The organism is Monashia sp. HAY1-11D (genome assembly GCF_056868035.1).
In genome coordinates, this window is the sequence record NZ_CP200320.1 from 3,014,591 (window position 1) to 3,030,816 (window position 16,226).

The 16,226-nt window shown below is 71.5% G+C and carries 16 protein-coding genes; 13 read left to right on the top strand and 3 right to left on the bottom strand.

Features of this window, described 5'->3' with window-relative positions; translation table 11 throughout:
* Positions 1–22: 22 nt before the first annotated feature.
* The 7 genes from AC1VM9_RS13925 (at position 23) to AC1VM9_RS13955 (ending at position 8,930) form a co-directional block, all read left to right on the top strand.
* Complete coding sequence (locus AC1VM9_RS13925; RefSeq protein ID WP_481339300.1) at positions 23–601, top strand: F0F1 ATP synthase subunit B; 579 nt, start codon at positions 23–25, stop codon at positions 599–601.
* Complete coding sequence (locus AC1VM9_RS13930; protein ID WP_481339302.1) at positions 601–1,413, top strand: F0F1 ATP synthase subunit delta; 813 nt, start codon at positions 601–603, stop codon at positions 1,411–1,413. The genes AC1VM9_RS13925 and AC1VM9_RS13930 overlap by 1 nt, the downstream gene beginning before the upstream one ends.
* Before the next feature lie 68 nt (positions 1,414–1,481).
* Positions 1,482–3,113: a F0F1 ATP synthase subunit alpha gene (gene atpA / locus AC1VM9_RS13935; RefSeq protein ID WP_481339304.1), complete on the top strand. Its 1,632-nt coding sequence runs from the start codon at positions 1,482–1,484 to the stop codon at positions 3,111–3,113.
* Between the two features lie 138 nt (positions 3,114–3,251).
* A complete protein-coding gene (locus AC1VM9_RS13940; RefSeq protein WP_483123044.1) occupies positions 3,252–4,193 on the top strand; it encodes a F0F1 ATP synthase subunit gamma in 942 nt (313 codons plus the stop codon).
* A gap of 25 nt (positions 4,194–4,218) precedes the next feature.
* Positions 4,219–5,679: a F0F1 ATP synthase subunit beta gene (atpD, locus tag AC1VM9_RS13945; protein WP_481339310.1), complete on the top strand. Its 1,461-nt coding sequence runs from the start codon at positions 4,219–4,221 to the stop codon at positions 5,677–5,679.
* A gap of 90 nt (positions 5,680–5,769) precedes the next feature.
* On the top strand, positions 5,770–7,419 hold the full coding sequence (locus tag AC1VM9_RS13950) for a hypothetical protein (protein WP_483123045.1): 1,650 nt from the start codon (positions 5,770–5,772) through the stop codon (positions 7,417–7,419).
* Between the two features lie 101 nt (positions 7,420–7,520).
* Positions 7,521–8,930 carry an NAD(P)/FAD-dependent oxidoreductase gene (locus AC1VM9_RS13955; RefSeq protein WP_481339316.1) on the top strand — a complete coding sequence of 470 codons (1,410 nt, stop codon included), beginning with the start codon at positions 7,521–7,523 and terminating at the stop codon, positions 8,928–8,930.
* Between the two features lie 139 nt (positions 8,931–9,069).
* Here AC1VM9_RS13955 and AC1VM9_RS13960 read toward each other — a convergent pair whose 3' ends face one another.
* A complete protein-coding gene (locus AC1VM9_RS13960) occupies positions 9,070–9,507 on the bottom strand; it encodes a DUF6918 family protein (RefSeq protein ID WP_481344717.1) in 438 nt (145 codons plus the stop codon).
* Between the two features lie 158 nt (positions 9,508–9,665).
* On the opposite strand from AC1VM9_RS13960, the gene AC1VM9_RS13965 reads away from it, so the two are divergent.
* Positions 9,666–9,947, top strand: coding sequence for a F0F1 ATP synthase subunit epsilon (locus AC1VM9_RS13965; RefSeq protein ID WP_481339320.1), 282 nt, complete (start codon positions 9,666–9,668; stop codon positions 9,945–9,947).
* A gap of 9 nt (positions 9,948–9,956) precedes the next feature.
* Entirely contained in the window at positions 9,957–10,394 is a 438-nt protein-coding gene (locus tag AC1VM9_RS13970; protein ID WP_481339322.1) for a DUF2550 domain-containing protein, read from the top strand.
* An 8-nt stretch (positions 10,395–10,402) separates the two neighbouring features.
* On the opposite strand, the gene AC1VM9_RS13975 is transcribed toward AC1VM9_RS13970, so the two are convergent.
* On the bottom strand, positions 10,403–11,044 hold the full coding sequence (locus tag AC1VM9_RS13975; RefSeq protein ID WP_481344716.1) for a cob(I)yrinic acid a,c-diamide adenosyltransferase: 642 nt from the start codon (positions 11,042–11,044) through the stop codon (positions 10,403–10,405).
* A 51-nt stretch (positions 11,045–11,095) separates the two neighbouring features.
* Between AC1VM9_RS13975 and murA the strand changes: the two genes are divergently transcribed.
* From murA to AC1VM9_RS13995, 4 genes are all read left to right on the top strand, one after another.
* The gene (gene murA, locus AC1VM9_RS13980; protein WP_481344715.1) at positions 11,096–12,379 is read left to right on the top strand and encodes a UDP-N-acetylglucosamine 1-carboxyvinyltransferase; all 1,284 of its coding nucleotides are present in this window, start codon (positions 11,096–11,098) and stop codon (positions 12,377–12,379) included.
* Between the two features lie 175 nt (positions 12,380–12,554).
* Positions 12,555–12,914: an STAS domain-containing protein gene (locus tag AC1VM9_RS13985; protein ID WP_481339329.1), complete on the top strand. Its 360-nt coding sequence runs from the start codon at positions 12,555–12,557 to the stop codon at positions 12,912–12,914.
* Between the two features lie 103 nt (positions 12,915–13,017).
* Positions 13,018–15,036 (top strand): protein meaA, encoded by a 2,019-nt coding sequence (locus tag AC1VM9_RS13990; protein ID WP_481344721.1) that lies wholly within the window; start codon positions 13,018–13,020, stop codon positions 15,034–15,036.
* Positions 15,037–15,075: 39 nt separating this feature from the next.
* Complete coding sequence (locus tag AC1VM9_RS13995; RefSeq protein WP_481339331.1) at positions 15,076–15,423, top strand: hypothetical protein; 348 nt, start codon at positions 15,076–15,078, stop codon at positions 15,421–15,423.
* Between the two features lie 59 nt (positions 15,424–15,482).
* Here the strand turns inward: AC1VM9_RS13995 and nucS are convergent, their stop codons facing one another.
* Positions 15,483–16,178 carry an endonuclease NucS gene (nucS, locus tag AC1VM9_RS14000; RefSeq protein ID WP_481344714.1) on the bottom strand — a complete coding sequence of 232 codons (696 nt, stop codon included), beginning with the start codon at positions 16,176–16,178 and terminating at the stop codon, positions 15,483–15,485.
* Between the last annotated feature and the right edge of the window lie 48 nt (positions 16,179–16,226).

Here is a 16,226-nt window from a genome sequence, read left to right on the forward strand (position 1 = left end):
ACGTTTTCTCTAGGAGACCCGCATGCATGCAGTGACCATGACCGCCGAGAGCGGTGAGGGCGGCTTCTGGGCCACCGCGGCACCGATCATCCCGCACCCGCTGGAGTTCCTCTTCGGTCTCGCGGTGTTCGCGATCCTCTACTTCGTCGTGAAGCAGAAGGTCGTGCCGCGCCTGGAGCAGATCTACGCCGAGCGCACCGCGGCCATCGAGGGCGGCATGAACAAGGCCGAGGAGGCCCAGGCCCAGGCCCAGGCCGCCCTCGAGCAGTACCAGGCCCAGCTCGTCGAGGCCCGCGCCGAGGCCGCCCGCATCCGTGAGGACGCCAAGGCCCAGGGCGCGCAGATCATCGCCGAGATGCGCGAGCACGCCGCCAGCGAGGCAGCCCGGATCACCGACACGGCGCACAAGCAGATCGAGGCCGAGCGCCAGCAGGCCCTCGTCTCGCTGCGTGGGGACCTCGGCCGCATCTCGACCGAGCTCGCCGGCCGCATCGTCGGTGAGTCGCTCGAGGACGAGACCCGCCAGAAGGGCATCGTCGAGCGTTTCCTGGCCGAGCTCGAGTCGGGCGACGTCGTCCGTGAGAAGGTCGGGGACCGCTGATGCAGGGATCCTCACGCGCAGCAGCGGCCGCGAGCCGCGACGCGTTCACCGGCGCGCTCGTGGCCGGTGCCGACCGCTCGCGGTTGGCCGAGGAGCTCTTCGCGGTCGTCGCCCTCCTCGACGGCAACGTGACCCTGCGTCGCGCCGTCGCGGACCCCTCGCGGGAGGGGGCCGAGAAGTCCTCGCTCGTCGAGCGGCTGCTCGCGGGCAAGGTGAGCGCCGAGGCGCTCGTCGTCCTCAAGGGCGTGGCCGCCCAGCGGTGGAGCTCCGAGCGCGACCTGTCCGACACCCTCGAGCGCTACGCCGTCGAGACGGTCATCGCCGAGGCCGAGACGGCCGACCGCGCCGACCGCGTCGAGGACGAGCTCTTCCGGTTCGAGCGGATCGTCGCCGCCGACCCCGCACTGCGCACCGCGCTCACCGACGCGTCGGCCCCGGCCGAGCGCCGGTCCGCGCTCGTCGCGACGCTCCTCGAGAGCAGGGTTGCCCCGGAGACGCTCGTCCTGGCCCGCCAGGCCGTCGTGTCGCCGCGCGGACGCCGCTTCGACCGCACCGTCGAGAGGTACCTCGAGACCGCGGCCGCCCGTCGGGAGCAGCAGACCGCGACGGTGACGTCCGCGGTCCCGCTCGGCGACGGCGACCGCGAGCGCCTCGCCGCCGGCCTCTCCGCCATCTACGGCGGCAAGGTCCACGTCAGCACCGTCGTCGACCCCCGGGTCCTCGGCGGCGTCAAGGTCGAGATCGGTGACGAGGTCATCGACGGGACCGTCATCCGCAAGCTCGACGGCGCACGTCGCGCCATGGGCGCCTGAGGCCCACCACCAGCTGTGAACACCCACCGGCCCGCAACCCCGGGTCGAAACCGAGGAGAAGATCTGACATGACGGAGCTTTCGATCCGTCCGGAGGAGATCCGGGACGCACTGGACTCCTTCGTCCAGTCCTACGAGCCGGGCGCGGCCTCCCGCGAAGAGGTCGGTCGCGTCACCGACGCCGGTGACGGCATCGCCCACGTCGAGGGTCTGCCCTCGGCCATGACGAACGAGCTGCTCCAGTTCGAGGACGGCACGCTGGGCCTCGCGCTCAACCTCGACGTCCACGAGATCGGTGTCGTCGTCCTCGGTGACTTCGCCGGCATCGAGGAGGGCCAGACCGTCAAGCGCACGGGCGAGGTCCTCTCGGTCCCCGTCGGCGACGACTTCCTCGGCCGCGTCGTCGACCCGCTCGGCAACCCGATCGACGGCCTGGGCGAGATCAAGTCCGAGCAGCGTCGCGCGCTCGAGCTGCAGGCCCCGACGGTCGTCCAGCGCAAGTCGGTCCACGAGCCGCTCCAGACCGGCATCAAGTCGATCGACGCCATGACGCCGATCGGTCGCGGCCAGCGCCAGCTCATCATCGGTGACCGCCAGACCGGCAAGACCACCGTCGCCATCGACACGATCATCAACCAGAAGCGCAACTGGGAGTCCGGCGACCCGGACCAGCAGGTCCGCTGCATCTACGTCGGCATCGGCCAGAAGGGCTCGACCATCGCGTCGGTCCGCGGCACCCTCGAGGAGGCCGGCGCGCTCGAGTACACGACGATCGTCGCGTCGCCGGCGTCCGACTCTGCCGGCTTCAAGTACCTCGCGCCCTACACCGGCTCGGCCATCGGCCAGCACTGGATGTACCAGGGCAAGCACGTGCTCATCGTCTTCGACGACCTGTCCAAGCAGGCCGAGGCCTACCGCGCCGTGTCGCTGCTGCTGCGCCGCCCGCCGGGCCGCGAGGCCTACCCGGGCGACGTCTTCTACCTGCACTCGCGGCTGCTCGAGCGCTGCGCGAAGCTCTCGGACGACCTCGGCCACGGGTCGATGACCGGTCTGCCGATCATCGAGACGAAGGCCGGTGACGTCTCGGCGTACATCCCGACCAACGTCATCTCGATCACCGACGGCCAGATCTACCTGCAGGCGGACCTGTTCAACGCCAACGTGCGTCCCGCCATCGACGTGGGCGTCTCGGTGTCCCGTGTCGGCGGTGCGGCGCAGATCAAGGCGATGAAGTCGGTCGCCGGTCGCCTCAAGCTCGACCTCGCGCAGTTCCGTGCCATGGAGGCCTTCGCGATGTTCGCCTCCGACCTCGACCCCGCCTCGCGAGCGCAGCTCGCCCGTGGTGCGCGCCTCGTCGAGCTGCTCAAGCAGCCGCAGAGCAACCCGTACCCGGTCGAGGAGCAGGTCGTCTCGGTGTGGGCCGGTACGACCGGCAAGCTCGACGACGTCGCGGTCGAGGACGTCCGCGCCTTCGAGACCGAGCTGCTCGAGACGCTGCGGCGCGACGGCAAGATCCTCCAGACGATCCGTGAGACGGCCAAGCTCGACGAGGACACCGAGGCGGCGCTGAGCACGGTCGTCGACGAGGTCAAGTTCACCTTCCGCGGCACCGGTCGTGAGGGCCTCGAGCCCGGCACCGAGGACGTCGAGGAGCTCGACGACGACGCGATCGCCCAGGCCAAGATCGTCAAGAACAGGTGACCCCCTCCGGGACGCCGTCCCGTCGAGCCGCGCTGGGCGCGGGCCTCGCGGACGGCGTCCCGGAACCGGGCCGGTCCACGTGACGGCGCCCGACCCCGAGCCCTTCGACACCCCCAGAGACCAAGAGAGGCGGAGCACATGGGAGCGCAGATGCGGATCTACCGCCAGCGCATCAAGTCCGTCCAGTCCATCAAGAAGATCACCAACGCGATGGAGCTGATCGCGGCCGCCCGCGTCGTCAAGGCCCGCCAGAAGGCGACCGAGGCGATGCCGTACACGATCGCGCTGACGCGCGCCGTGAGTGCGGTCGCGACCAACACGAACGAGGACCACCCGCTGACGACGCAGGCCACCGACGCCCGGCGTGCCGGCGTGGTCATCGTCACCGCCGACCGCGGGCTCGCGGGCGCCTACTCGGTCGCCGCCATCAAGCGCAGCGCCGAGCTCATCGCCCACCTGCAGGGCGAGGGCATGGAGGTCGTGCCCTACCTCGTCGGGCGCAAGGCCGTCAGCTACTTCAAGTTCCGTCGGCGCGAGTACGCCGCCGAGTGGACCGGCTTCTCCGACGCCCCGACGTTCGAGAACGCCAAGGAGATCGCCGACCGCATCACCGCGGACTTCCTCAAGGACCACGCCGAGGGCGGCCACGACGAGATCCACGTCGTCTTCACCCGCTTCCGCTCGATGGTCCGCCAGGAGCCGCACGTGCTGCGGCTGCTGCCGCTCGAGGTCGTCGGTGCCGACGAGGCGGGCGACGACGACAGCGGCATCGACTTCTCGGTCAACCGGTACGAGGAGGGGCAGATCCCGCCCGAGTACTCCTTCGAGCCGAGCGCTGCCGAGGTGCTCGACCTGCTGCTGCCCAAGTACGTGCGCAACCGCATCTTCACCGCGCTCCTGTCCTCGGCCGCGTCCGAGCTGGCGGCCCGCCAGCGCGCGATGAAGTCGGCGACCGACAACGCGTCCGAGCTCATCAAGAAGTACGAGCGGCTCGCGAACCAGGCCCGCCAGGCCGGCATCACTCAAGAGATCAGCGAAATCGTGGGCGGTGCGAACGCCCTCGCCGACGCACAGAAGTAACGCCCACAGGTAAGGAAACAGACCAATGACGGCAACTGTCAGCGACACCGCCGCGACGGCTCCGGCCGCGGGTGGCGTCGGTCGCATCTCTCGTATCATCGGCCCGGTCGTCGACGTCGAGTTCCCGGCCGACGCGATGCCGGAGCAGTACAACCTCCTCACGACCGAGGTGACCCTCGCCGGCGAGACCAAGGCCATCAACCTCGAGGTCGCCCAGCACATCGGCGACAACATGGTCCGTGCCATCTCGCTCCAGCCGACCGACGGTCTGGTCCGCGGCTCGGCGGTCCAGGACACCGGCGGCCCGATCACGGTCCCCGTGGGCGACGTGACCCTCGGCAAGGTGTTCAACACGACCGGCGTGTGCATGAACCTCGCGGAGGGCGAGACCCTCGATGTCAAGGAGCGCTGGGGCATCCACCGCAAGGCCCCGGCCTTCGACCAGCTCGAGTCCAAGACCCAGATGTTCGAGACGGGCATCAAGGTCATCGACCTGCTGACCCCGTACGTGCTGGGTGGCAAGATCGGCCTCTTCGGCGGTGCCGGTGTGGGCAAGACGGTGCTCATCCAGGAGATGATCGCCCGCGTCGCCCGCGACCACGGCGGTGTGTCGGTGTTCGCCGGTGTCGGTGAGCGCACCCGTGAGGGCAACGACCTCATGGTCGAGATGGAGGAGGCCGGCGTCCTCGGCCAGACCGCCCTCGTCTTCGGCCAGATGGACGAGCCGCCGGGCACGCGTCTTCGCGTCGCGCTGTCGGCCCTGACGATGGCGGAGTACTTCCGCGACGTCCAGAAGCAGGACGTGCTCCTGTTCATCGACAACATCTTCCGGTTCACGCAGGCCGGTTCCGAGGTCTCGACCCTCCTCGGCCGCATGCCGTCCGCCGTGGGCTACCAGCCGAACCTCGCCGACGAGATGGGCACGCTCCAGGAGCGCATCACGTCCACGCGTGGCCACTCGATCACCTCGATGCAGGCGATCTACGTGCCGGCCGACGACTACACCGACCCGGCCCCGGCCACGACGTTCGCGCACCTCGACGCGACGACCGAGCTCTCGCGTGACATCGCGTCGATGGGTATCTACCCCGCCGTCGACCCGCTGTCCTCGACCTCGCGCATCCTGGACCCGCGGTACATCACGCAGGACCACTACAGCACCGCGGTGCGCATCAAGTCGATCCTCCAGCGCAACAAGGAACTGCAGGACATCATCGCGATCCTCGGTATCGACGAGCTGTCCGAGGAGGACAAGATCCTCGTCAACCGCGCCCGTCGCATCCAGCGGTTCCTGTCGCAGAACACCTACGTCGCCAAGCAGTTCACCGGCATCGAGGGCTCGACCGTGCCGCTCGCCGACACGATCGAGGCCTTCACGAAGATCGCCGACGGCGAGTACGACCACGTCGCCGAGCAGGCGTTCTTCATGTGCGGTGGCCTCGACGACGTCGAGCGCCAGTGGGCGGAGATCCAGAAGAATCTCTGACTCCTGTGTCAGTCTGACCGCATGTCTCGTTCGACCCGAGGACGGGGAGGCGCCCACTGGGCCCTCCCCGTCCGACGTTGGGGGCCTGCCATGTTCGCCGTCGTGCTGGCCGCGGCGGCGATCTGGCGTGCCCGGTACGGGGTCGACTTCTCCGACAGCTCGCACGCCGTCGAGCTGGCACTGCGCCTCGCCCAGGGTGACCTGCCCTTCCGCGACGAGCTGAACATCCAGGTCCTCGGCGCCTGGCCCGCCGTGCCGTTCGTCTGGCTGTGGACCCACACGGTGGGCATCGAGGGACTCGTGCTCGCCTCGCGGGTCTTCTACGTCCTGCTCGGACTCGGGTGCGGCGTCGCGTCGTGGCGGGCGGTGTCACCGCATCTCGGCCGTGGCACCGCCGCGGCCGCCATCGGCGTCGCGCTCATCCCCGCGGCCTACAACCAGCAGGTCGTCTCCTACAACACGACGCCGGCGATGGCCTACCTGCTCGCCGTGTGCGCCGGTGGGGCGGCCGTGACGCGGCGGTCGCTGCCGTGGGGGGTCGTCGCCGGGGCCGCGGTCGTGCTCGGCGCCCTCGCGCACCCGGTCACCGCGACGGCTGCGGCCGCGCTGCTCGTGGTGCTGCTCCTGCTCGCGCGCGGGAGGGGCCTGCTCGGGGTCGGGGCCGGTGTGGTGGGCACCGCACTAGTCGTCGTCGTCGTGGCGCTCGGCGTCTGGGGGCTGCCCAACATCCGCGAGACCCTCGTGTTCACCGACGACTACCAGGCGACGCGTGCGCCGCGGGAGACGCGCATCGGCCGCTGGCTGGGGTTCCTCGGCGGCGAGCTGGACCATCGTCTGGCGGTCACCGCTCTCGTCCTGGCCGTCCTGGCCGTGGTGTTCTCGGCCGTCCCGGTGCTGCGACGCCTCCGCGGTGTGCTCGTCGTGGCGGCCGTGGCGGCGGCGTGCGTCGAGGCCCTGCTGCGCGGGTCGTCGGGCGCGACGTACTCCGTCGTGTCCTGGCTCAGTGCGGTGCTCGCCACGGTGCTCCTCCTCGTGCTGCTGGCTCCGGCCGTGGCCGCGGCGGTGTCCCGGCGCGGGACGACGGCCCGCATCCTCGTGCTGGGGCTGGCCCCCACCGTGGTCGGCATGCCGTTCGTGGCGGGCTTCACCTCCTCGGCGCCGCTCTGGGGCGCCACCGGTGCCGTCATCGCGCCCGGCCTGTTCGCCGTGACCGTGGCGACGCTCGCGTGGATGTCGGAGCACGGACGCGTCGTCAAGGCGGCCCTCGCAGCGGTGCTCGTCGCGGGCCTGGCGACGGTGCACGCCGCGAACAGCTTCCGCGACGGGACCCCGGGCCCGCTCGTCGCGACCGTCGCCGACGGCGCCTACGCGGGCCTGCGCACGACGCCGGAGCGTCGCGCCGTCATCGAGGACAACGAGCTCGCGCTCAGTCTCTGCGCCCGGCCGGGCGACGGCGTCCTCGCCTACATCTACCCGGCCGCCTTCCTGCTCGGCGACGTGCGGTTCGCCACACCGATCACGTGGCTCGACTTCTTCGGCGAGAGCAACACCCACGTGCTCGCCTGGTACCAGCGGACCGGCCGCCTGCCGCAGTGCGTCGTCGCCGCCAGGTCGTACTGGCCCGGTTTCGGGCACGGCCGTTACGTGCGCGAGCCCGACCCCCTGCGCACGTGGGTGCAGGCCCACTACCGCCTCGTGACGCAGACCACGCAGATCGTCGTCCTCGAGCGTCGCACCTGACGAGACGCCGGGCATGTCGCGGGTACGAGCGGTGTTGACTTGAGTGGATTTCCCGTCAGCGCCGACGAGTTCAACCACCCTCGAGACGGAAGGACCCATCCGTGAGCACGTCCACCCCGCAGGCCCCGCGACATCGCGTCGTCGTCATCGGTTCGGGGTTCGGCGGACTCTTCGCCACCCAGCGCCTCAAGCGGGCCGACGTCGACGTGACGCTCGTGGCCCGCACGACGCACCACCTCTTCCAGCCCCTGCTGTACCAGGTCGCGACCGGCATCCTGTCCGAGGGCGAGATCGCGCCGTCGACGCGTGAGGTGCTGCGGCGTCAGGACAACGCGACGGTCCTGCTCGGCGACGTCACCTCCATCGACCTCGAGGCCCGCACGGTCACCCACACGACGGTCGGACGCGAGACGGTGACGCCGTACGACTCGCTCGTCGTGGCGGCCGGCGCAGGGCAGTCGTGGTTCGGCAAGGACGAGTTCGCGCGGCACGCGCCGGGCATGAAGTCGATCGACGACGCGCTCGAGCTGCGCGGGCGCATCTTCGGCTCCTTCGAGCTGGCCGAGCTGGCCTCGACGCCGGCCGAGATCGAGCGCCTCATGACCTTCGTCGTCGTCGGCGCCGGCCCGACCGGTGTCGAGATGGCCGGACAGATCGCCGAGCTCGCGCGCCGCACGCTGCGTCGCGACTTCCGGCGCATCGACCCGACGAAGGCCCGCGTCATCCTCCTCGACGCCGCCCCCGCGGTGCTCGCCTCGTTCGGTGAGAAGCTCGGGGACCGGGCCGTGCAGCGCCTGACGTCGATGGGTGTCGAGGTGCGTCTCGGGGCCAAGGTCGTCGGTGTCGACTCCACCGGCATCGAGGTCGAGCACGAGGACGGTTCTCGGGAGCGCATCGAGTCGGTCTGCAAGGTGTGGGCCGCCGGCGTCAGCGCCTCGCCGCTCGGGCAGCAGCTGGCCGACCAGACCGGTGCCGAGCTCGACCGCGCGGGCCGGATCGCCGTACGACCGGACCTCACCCTGCCCGGGCACCCCGAGGTCTTCGTCGTCGGCGACATGATGGCTCTCGACAACCTGCCGGGCGTCGCCCAGGTCGCCATCCAGGGCGGGCGCTACGCCGCCGACCAGATCACCCGGCGGCTCGAGGGCAAGGAGCCCAAGGGGCCGTTCGAGTACTTCGACAAGGGCTCGATGGCCACCATCTCGCGGTTCTCGGCGGTGGCCTCGGTCGGCAAGGCGCAGTTCAGCGGCTTCATCGCCTGGGTCCTGTGGCTGGCCGTCCACCTCGTCTACATCATCGGGTTCAAGCACCGCACGACAACCCTGCTGCACTGGGTCGTCAGCTTCCTCGGCCGGGGACGCTCCGAGCGCACCGTCACCGAGCAGCAGGTGTTCGCCCGGCAGGCGATCGCCGACCTCGGAGCCGACTTCAGGCCCGAGCTGCCACGCCTGGCCAAGGACCGACCGCACGAGCAGGTCGCGGCCGCCGAGGCAGCCGAGAGCTCCCGCTGAGCAGAGCGGCGAGGCCCCGACCGGTGGACCGGTCGGGGCCTCGAGCGCGCTCAGGGCGCCTCGGCGGCGCGTCGGCGGCGCGTCAGCCGCGGGTCATCCGCGCGTCAGCCGCGCGTCAGCCGGCGCGTTCAGGGGAGCGTCACGGGACGAGGCGCTCGACGGCCGCGCCGAGGCGGGGCAGGGCCGCGACCACGTGCTCCTTGGCCTTGCCCCGCAGCGTCCCGTAGACCTTCGCGGCGGCCGCGTGCGTCGTGCTCGCCGCCTTGGCGTCGGTGACGGCGAGGAGCGCGTCGGCCACGGCCTCCGGCTGGGCGGCCAGGTGCGCGCCGAAGGGCGTGTCGCCCTTGGTGGCCCAGAACGGGTCGAGGGCCGTGGCGAACTGGGGCAGCAGCCGGTCGGTGGCGCTGGGGACGAAGCTGCCGCCGAGCTTCTTGGCCGCGGCGTAGCCCGTCTTGACCGCGACGCCGCCGAAGCCCGACTTGTCGGCGACCTCGGCGTCGATGACGTCGGTGAGGGCCTCGACCGCCACGGGGCGGCGGGTCGGGTCGAGCAGGGCGTCGGACACAGCAGTGCTCATCAGGGGTGCTCCTCGGTGCAGGTCGTGGAGGTGGAGGTGTCGCTGCGAGGGTGGTGCCGCGCGAGGGACGGGTGCGCTCTCACGGGCCGACCTCGCGTACTGAGCATCCTTGCAGAGGCACTAAACTGCCAGGCACACCCCCACGATCCGGAGGAAACGTGAGTTCGCTCAAGGTTGAGATGGTCGCCGCCGACCGAAAGGTCTGGGAGGGCGAGGCCAAGTTCGTACGCGCCCGGTCCATCTCGGGCGAGCTGGGCATCCTGCCAGGCCACACGCCACTGCTCGGCGTCCTCGTCGAGGGTGAGGTGTCGATCGACTCCCTCGACGGCGAGCGCAGCACCGTCATGGTCGACGGCGGCTTCCTGTCCGTCGACTCCGACGTCGTCACCATCGTCGCCGAGCACGTCGACGCGTCCTCGCTCCAGACGTCGAGCCACTGAGGTCAGCGCGTGCCGTCCGTTCTCGTCTCCACCGAGATCGCGATCGGCACGCTGCTCGCCCTGGCGGTCGTCGTCCTCACGACGACCTACCTGCGCCGTCGCTACATCGCCCGTGGCCTGCAGCTGACCCTGTGCGGCCTGCGCCAGCCCGGCACGGCCAGCTGGCGCCTCGGTCTCATCCGGTTCGGTGACAACGCCCTCGAGTGGTTCACGCTCGGGGGCGTCTCCGTGCGCCCCAAGCGCCGCTGGGCGCGGCAGCGGCTGCGGATCGAGGCCCCCGTGCTGCTGACCGGCTCCGACTCGATCCCCCTCCTGCCGGACGCCAGCATGGTGCCCTGCACCGACGGCCAGGCCGGCTTCGAGCTCGCCCTGCAGGCCTCCGCCTACACCGCCCTGCGGTCGTGGCAGGAGGCCGCACCCCCGGGCTACAACGTCAACGTCGCCTGACCCCGGCCTCAGCGTCTGCCGCGGCGCTCGGGCTTGTCGACGCGGCCGCCCCCCGGCTGCCACAGGACGTCGCCGCCGATGGGCTTGTTGGCGACGCGGGCGAGGATGAAGAGCAGGTCGGACAGGCGGTTGAGGTAGGTGGCGGTCAGCACGTTGACCCCGCCGACGCCACGGGCCTCGCCCTCGCCGCCCGGCTCCACCCCGTGCGCCTCGACGGCCGCCCAGGCCGAACGCTCGGCCCGCCGGGTCACGGTCGTGGCCAGGTGCAGGTGGGCCGACCCCGGTGTGCCTCCCGGCAGGATGAACGAGCGCAGCTTCTCGACCTGGGTCAGGTAGTGGTCGCAGTCGGCCTCGAGGTCGTCGATCCACGGCTGCTCGACGCGCAGCGGCGGGTACTCGTAGGCCGCCCGCAGCGGCGTCGACAGGTCGGCCCCGACGTCGAACAGCTCGTTCTGGACCCGGCGCAGCGTCGCGACGACCTCCTCCGGCAGGTCGCCGCAGGCCAGGGCGACGCCGATCGCGGCGTTGGCCTCGTTCGCGTCGGCATAGGCGTGCAGGCGAGGGTCGTTCTTGCTCGTCCGTGAGAAGTCGCCGAGGCTCGTCGTGCCGTCGTCGCCCGTCCGGGTGTAGATCCGCGTCAGGTTGACCATGGGGCCACTCTCTCACCGGGCGGCTGGGCCCACCCGGATAGGGTGCGGTGCGTGAGAGAGCGTTTCCGTGTCGTCGGCGGGGCCCGTCTCGTCGGCGAGGTCACCGTCCTGGGCGCGAAGAACAGCGCCCTCAAGCTCATGGCGGTCGCGCTGCTCGCCGAGGGACGCACGACCCTGACCAACGTCCCGGCCATCGCCGACGTGACGATCATGGCCGAGCTGCTCCGGCGGCTCGGGGTCGAGGTCGACTACGCGCCGGAGCGGAACCGGGTCGTCCTCGACGTGCCCGCCTCGATCGGCCACCGGGCCGACTACGAGCTCGTCCGGGCGCTGCGGGCCTCGATCTCGGTGCTCGGCCCGCTCGTGGCCCGCACGGGTCAGGCCGACGTGGCCGTCCCGGGCGGGGACGCCATCGGCTCGCGCGGCCTGGACCTGCATGCGGCGGCCCTGGAGTCCCTCGGCGCACGGGTCCACGTGACGCACGGCTACCTCGTGGCCGAGGCGCCCGACGGCCTGCGCGGCGCGGAGATCCGCCTCGACTTCCCGAGCGTCGGCGCCACCGAGAACGCGCTGACGGCGTCGGTCCTCGCGCGGGGCACGACGACGATCGACAACGTGGCCAAGGAGCCCGAGATCGTCGACATCGCCGAGATGCTCGTCTCGATGGGGGCCCACATCGAGGGGGCCGGCACGTCCCGCATCGTCGTGCACGGCGTCGACCGGCTCGCGGCCACCGAGCACGCCGTCGTGCCCGACCGCATCGCTGCGGGCACGTGGGCCTTCGCGGCCGCCACGACGCGCGGTGACGTCGAGGTCGTCGGGGGAGTGGCCGAGCACCTGCGCGTCCCGCTCGGCTCGCTCGCCGACGCCGGATGCCTCGTCGAGACGACCGACCGCGGCTTCCGGGTGGCCGTGGAGGCGGACCGACCGCGGGCCTTCGACGTCGCGACGCTGCCCTACCCGGGCTTCCCGACCGACCTGCAGCCGTTCGCGCTCGCCTACAACGTCGTGGCCGACGGCTCGGCGATGGTGACCGAGAACCTCTTCGAGGCCCGGTTCCGCACCGTCCAGGAGCTCGCACGACTGGGCGCGGAGGCGCAGATCGACGGCCACCACGTCATGACCCACGGCGTCCCGCTCCTGTCGGGGGCGCCGGTGGAGAGCAGCGACATCAGGTCCGGTGCGGCCCTCGTCATCGCCGGGCTCGTCGCCGAGGGCGACACGCTCGTCAGCGGCGTCCACCACATCGACCGGGGCTACCCGCGGTTCGAGGTGGCCCTGCGTGCCCTCGGTGCCGACGTCACCCGGGAGCCGGACGACGCACCGTTCGAGTGAGACCCCGGGCGGTTCGCCGGACCTGCCCGGGTTCGTCCCTCGGGGGAGGAACCCGGACGTACCCACCTGCACGTCACGGACGTATTTTCTTGACCACTTCTTGACTCCTCAGGGCAACGTTTTCGGTACCGGGGCCGTCATCATGGTGACGGCAGCCGCGTTGAGAGGGGTCACGATGGCGCTGAACACCCAACGGAGGGCACCGGTCCGAGTAGTCGACGGGCCGGACGGGCACGACGTGATCATCGAGGGGCGACTCGACATCCACACCGTGCCCGACATCCGCGACGCCATCCACGCGATCATCCCCCAGGGGCGCGGCGACATCCGCCTGCACCTGGCCGACGCCGAGATCGGCGACGCCACCGGCCTCGGCGTCCTCGTCCACCTGCACCGGCGGGCCACCCGCGCCGAGCGTCGACTCCTGCTCGTCGACCCGAGCGACCGCACGACGCGGCTCGTGCGCGGGTGCCGGCTCGACCGCATCCTCGCGCCGCGTCACGCCTCGTCCACTGTGGCGCCTCTCACCGCCTGAGCGTCTCCCCGGCGCGAGGGGCCGCCGCTACCGTCGAGCCATGTCCTCGACGGAGAGCGCCCCGCCCGCACCCACCCGGCCGCAGCGCGACCGGCCCTGGGTCATGCGCACGTACGCCGGGCACTCGAGCGCGGCCGCCAGCAACGCGCTCTACCGCCGCAACCTCGACAAGGGCCAGACGGGCCTGTCGGTGGCCTTCGACCTGCCGACGCAGACAGGGTACGACCCCGACCACCCGCTCGCCCGCGGCGAGGTCGGCAAGGTCGGGGTGCCGGTCAGCCACATCGGGGACATGGCGGCCCTCTTCGAGGGCATCCCGCTGCGGGCGATGAACACGTCGATGACGATCAACGCGACGGCGATGTGGCTGCTCGCGCTCTACCAGGTGGCGGCCGAGCGGCAGGCGCAGGAGGCGGACGAGGACCCGACCGAGTGGGTCCATGCCCTCGCCGGCACGACGCAGAACGACATCATCAAGGAGTACCTCTCGCGGGGGACCTACGTCTTCCCGCCGGGACCCTCGCTCCGCCTCATCACCGACCTCGTCGCGTACACGGTGCGCGAGATCCCCAAGTGGAACCCCATCAACATCTGCAGCTACCACCTGCAGGAGGCCGGCGCGACCCCCGTCCAGGAGATCGCCTTCGCGATGTCCACCGCCGTCGCCGTGCTCGACGCGGTGCGCGACTCGGGGCAGGTTCCGGCAGAGGAGTTCTCAGCGGTCGTCGCGCGAATCTCCTTCTTCGTCAACGCCGGCGTGCGGTTCGTCGAGGAGATGTGCAAGATGCGCGCCTTCGTCCGGCTGTGGGACGAGCTGACCACCGAGCGGTACGGCGTCGCCGACGAGAAGGCCCGACGCTTCCGGTACGGCGTCCAGGTCAACAGCCTCGGGCTGACCGAGGTGCAGCCGGAGAACAACGTCCAGCGGATCGTCCTCGAGATGCTCGCCGTGACCCTGAGCAGGGACGCCCGCGCCCGTGCCATCCAGCTGCCGGCGTGGAACGAGGCGCTCGGCCTGCCGCGGCCGTGGGACCAGCAGTGGAGCCTGCGCATGCAGCAGGTCCTCGCCTTCGAGTCCGACCTGCTCGAGTACGACGACCTGTTCACCGGCTCCGTCGTCGTCGAGCGCAAGGTGGACGAGCTCGTCGAGGGGGCGAGGGCCGAGATGGCCCGCATCGAGGGGATGGGCGGGGCCGTGGCCGCCGTCGAGTCCGGCTACATGAAGTCGGCCCTCGTCGCGTCGCACGCCGAGCGGCGTCGCCGCATCGAGGCGGGCGAGGAGGTCATCGTCGGCCTCAACCGCTTCGAGACGACAGAGCCCAACCCCCTCACGGCCGACCTGGGCACTGCGATCCAGACCGTCGACGCGTCCGTCGAGCAGGCGGCCGCCGACGCCGTGCGCACGTGGCGCGAGCAGCGTGACGCGGACACCGACGCCGCAGCCCGTGCGGTTGCGGCGCTGGAACGGCTTCGCGCCGACGCAGCGTCGGGCGTCAACCTCATGCCGGCCTCTCTCGAGTGTGCCCGCGCGGGGGTGACGACCGGTGAGTGGGCCGGCGCCCTGCGCGAGGAGTTCGGCGAGTACCGCGCTCCCACGGGCGTGTCCGGCTCCGTCGGCGTCGGTGGCGCCGAGCCGGGTGACGACCTCGCGCGCGTGCGGCGGCTCGTGGCCCGCACCGGTGAGGAGCTCGGCGAGCGGCTGCGGCTCCTCGTCGGCAAGCCGGGTCTCGACGGGCACAGCAACGGCGCCGAGCAGGTCGCCGTCCGCGCCCGCGACGCCGGCTTCGAGGTCGTGTACCAGGGCATCCGACTGACGCCCGAGCAGATCGTCGCCGCCGCGGTGGCCGAGGACGTGCACCTCGTCGGCCTGTCGATCCTCTCCGGCTCGCACATGGAGCTCGTGCCGGAGGTGCTGCGAGGCCTGCGCGAGGCGGGTGCCGGAGACGTGCCCGTCGTCGTCGGCGGCATCATCCCCGAGGCCGACGCCGCCGCACTGCGCTCGGCAGGGGTGGCGATGGTCTTCACTCCCAAGGACTTCGGGCTCAACGACATCATGGGCGAGATGGTCGGCGTCATCCGTGAGGCGCGCGGCCTGACCGCCGTCGAGGTCGCCCCCGCCTGACGCCCTGACCGTGGCCCCCACCTGGCGTAGCGTCAGGGCATGAGCGACCTGCAGTGTGCCGCCCGGATCGTCGTGGTCAACCCGCCCGGCCTGGCCGACGTCGGCTGGCTCGCCTCGGCGATCCACCTCGAGAAGGTCCAGGCGGTCTACGCCGCCGACGACGTGCCCGACACCGGCCCGGTGGAGTCGCTGGCCGACGACCTCGGCGTCCCCTCCCACCTGGCCCACGGCGACCTGTCCGACGGCTCCGAGGGCTTCAACGCGCTCGTCGACGTGCACCGCGGCGAGACCGTCGTCGTCGTGCGCGGGGGAGCGGACCCCGACCCGCTCCTGCTGCTCGTCGACGCCGACGGCGTGGCTCGCCAGCGGCTCGAGGGTCTGACGTGACACCGCTCGGTGCCGGCGGGCGAGGGCCGGCCGTCGGCAGCGTGGCGACGGTCGGCGACCTAGAAGAGGCGTGACTCGGCGTCGTCGATGCCCCTCAGGGCGTCGTAGTCGAGGACGACGCAGCGGATGCCGCGGTCCTCGGCGAGGGTGCGTGCCTGGGGCTTGATCTGCTGGGCGGCGAAGACCCCCGTGACGGGCGCCAGGTGCGGGTCGCGGTTCATCAGCTCGAGGTAGCGGGTCAGCTGCTCGACGCCGTCGATCTCGCCGCGTCGCTTGATCTCCACGGCGACGCTGGCGCCGCGGTCGTCCTTGGCGAGGATGTCGACGGGGCCGATCGCGGTCATGTACTCGCGGCGCACGAGCGAGAACCCGTGGCCGAGCGTGTGGATGTGCTCGGCGAGCAGGCGCTGCAGGTGGGCCTCGACACCGTCCTTGACGAGCCCGGGATCGACGCCGAGCTCGTGGGCGCTGTCGTGGAGCACTTCGTGGATGACCACGGTCAGGCGGTCCTCGGACCTGGCGTGCTGCACCCGCCACACCGCGACGACGCCGTCGGCGGCCTGTGACTCGTCGGGCTCGACCTCAGCCATGGTGCACGGCGGCGACATCCAGTTGAGCGGCTTGTAGGACCCGCCGTCGCTGTGGACGAGGACCGAGCCGTCGGCCTTGACGACGAGCAGCCGGGTCGCGAGCGGCAGGTGGGCCGTCAGACGGCCGTCGTAGTCGACGCTGCAGCGGGCAATGACGAGACGCACCCGGTCACCCTAGGGCAGGACGACCGGCGTGGGCAGCGTCACCCCCGC

Excerpts from the sequence above, each read along its gene's own strand:
- AC1VM9_RS13925 (WP_481339300.1), top strand. The coding sequence starts at position 23 with ATGCATGCAGTGACCATGACCGCCGAGAGCGGTGAGGGCGGCTTCTGG.
- AC1VM9_RS13930 (WP_481339302.1), top strand. The coding sequence starts at position 601 with ATGCAGGGATCCTCACGCGCAGCAGCGGCCGCGAGCCGCGACGCGTTC.
- atpA (WP_481339304.1), top strand. The coding sequence starts at position 1,482 with ATGACGGAGCTTTCGATCCGTCCGGAGGAGATCCGGGACGCACTGGAC.
- AC1VM9_RS13940 (WP_483123044.1), top strand. The coding sequence starts at position 3,252 with ATGGGAGCGCAGATGCGGATCTACCGCCAGCGCATCAAGTCCGTCCAG.
- atpD (WP_481339310.1), top strand. The coding sequence starts at position 4,219 with ATGACGGCAACTGTCAGCGACACCGCCGCGACGGCTCCGGCCGCGGGT.
- AC1VM9_RS13950 (WP_483123045.1), top strand. The coding sequence starts at position 5,770 with ATGTTCGCCGTCGTGCTGGCCGCGGCGGCGATCTGGCGTGCCCGGTAC.
- AC1VM9_RS13960 (WP_481344717.1), bottom strand. The coding sequence starts at position 9,507 with ATGAGCACTGCTGTGTCCGACGCCCTGCTCGACCCGACCCGCCGCCCC.
- AC1VM9_RS13975 (WP_481344716.1), bottom strand. The coding sequence starts at position 11,044 with ATGGTCAACCTGACGCGGATCTACACCCGGACGGGCGACGACGGCACG.
- AC1VM9_RS13985 (WP_481339329.1), top strand. The coding sequence starts at position 12,555 with ATGGCGCTGAACACCCAACGGAGGGCACCGGTCCGAGTAGTCGACGGG.
- AC1VM9_RS13990 (WP_481344721.1), top strand. The coding sequence starts at position 13,018 with ATGCGCACGTACGCCGGGCACTCGAGCGCGGCCGCCAGCAACGCGCTC.
- AC1VM9_RS13995 (WP_481339331.1), top strand. The coding sequence starts at position 15,076 with ATGAGCGACCTGCAGTGTGCCGCCCGGATCGTCGTGGTCAACCCGCCC.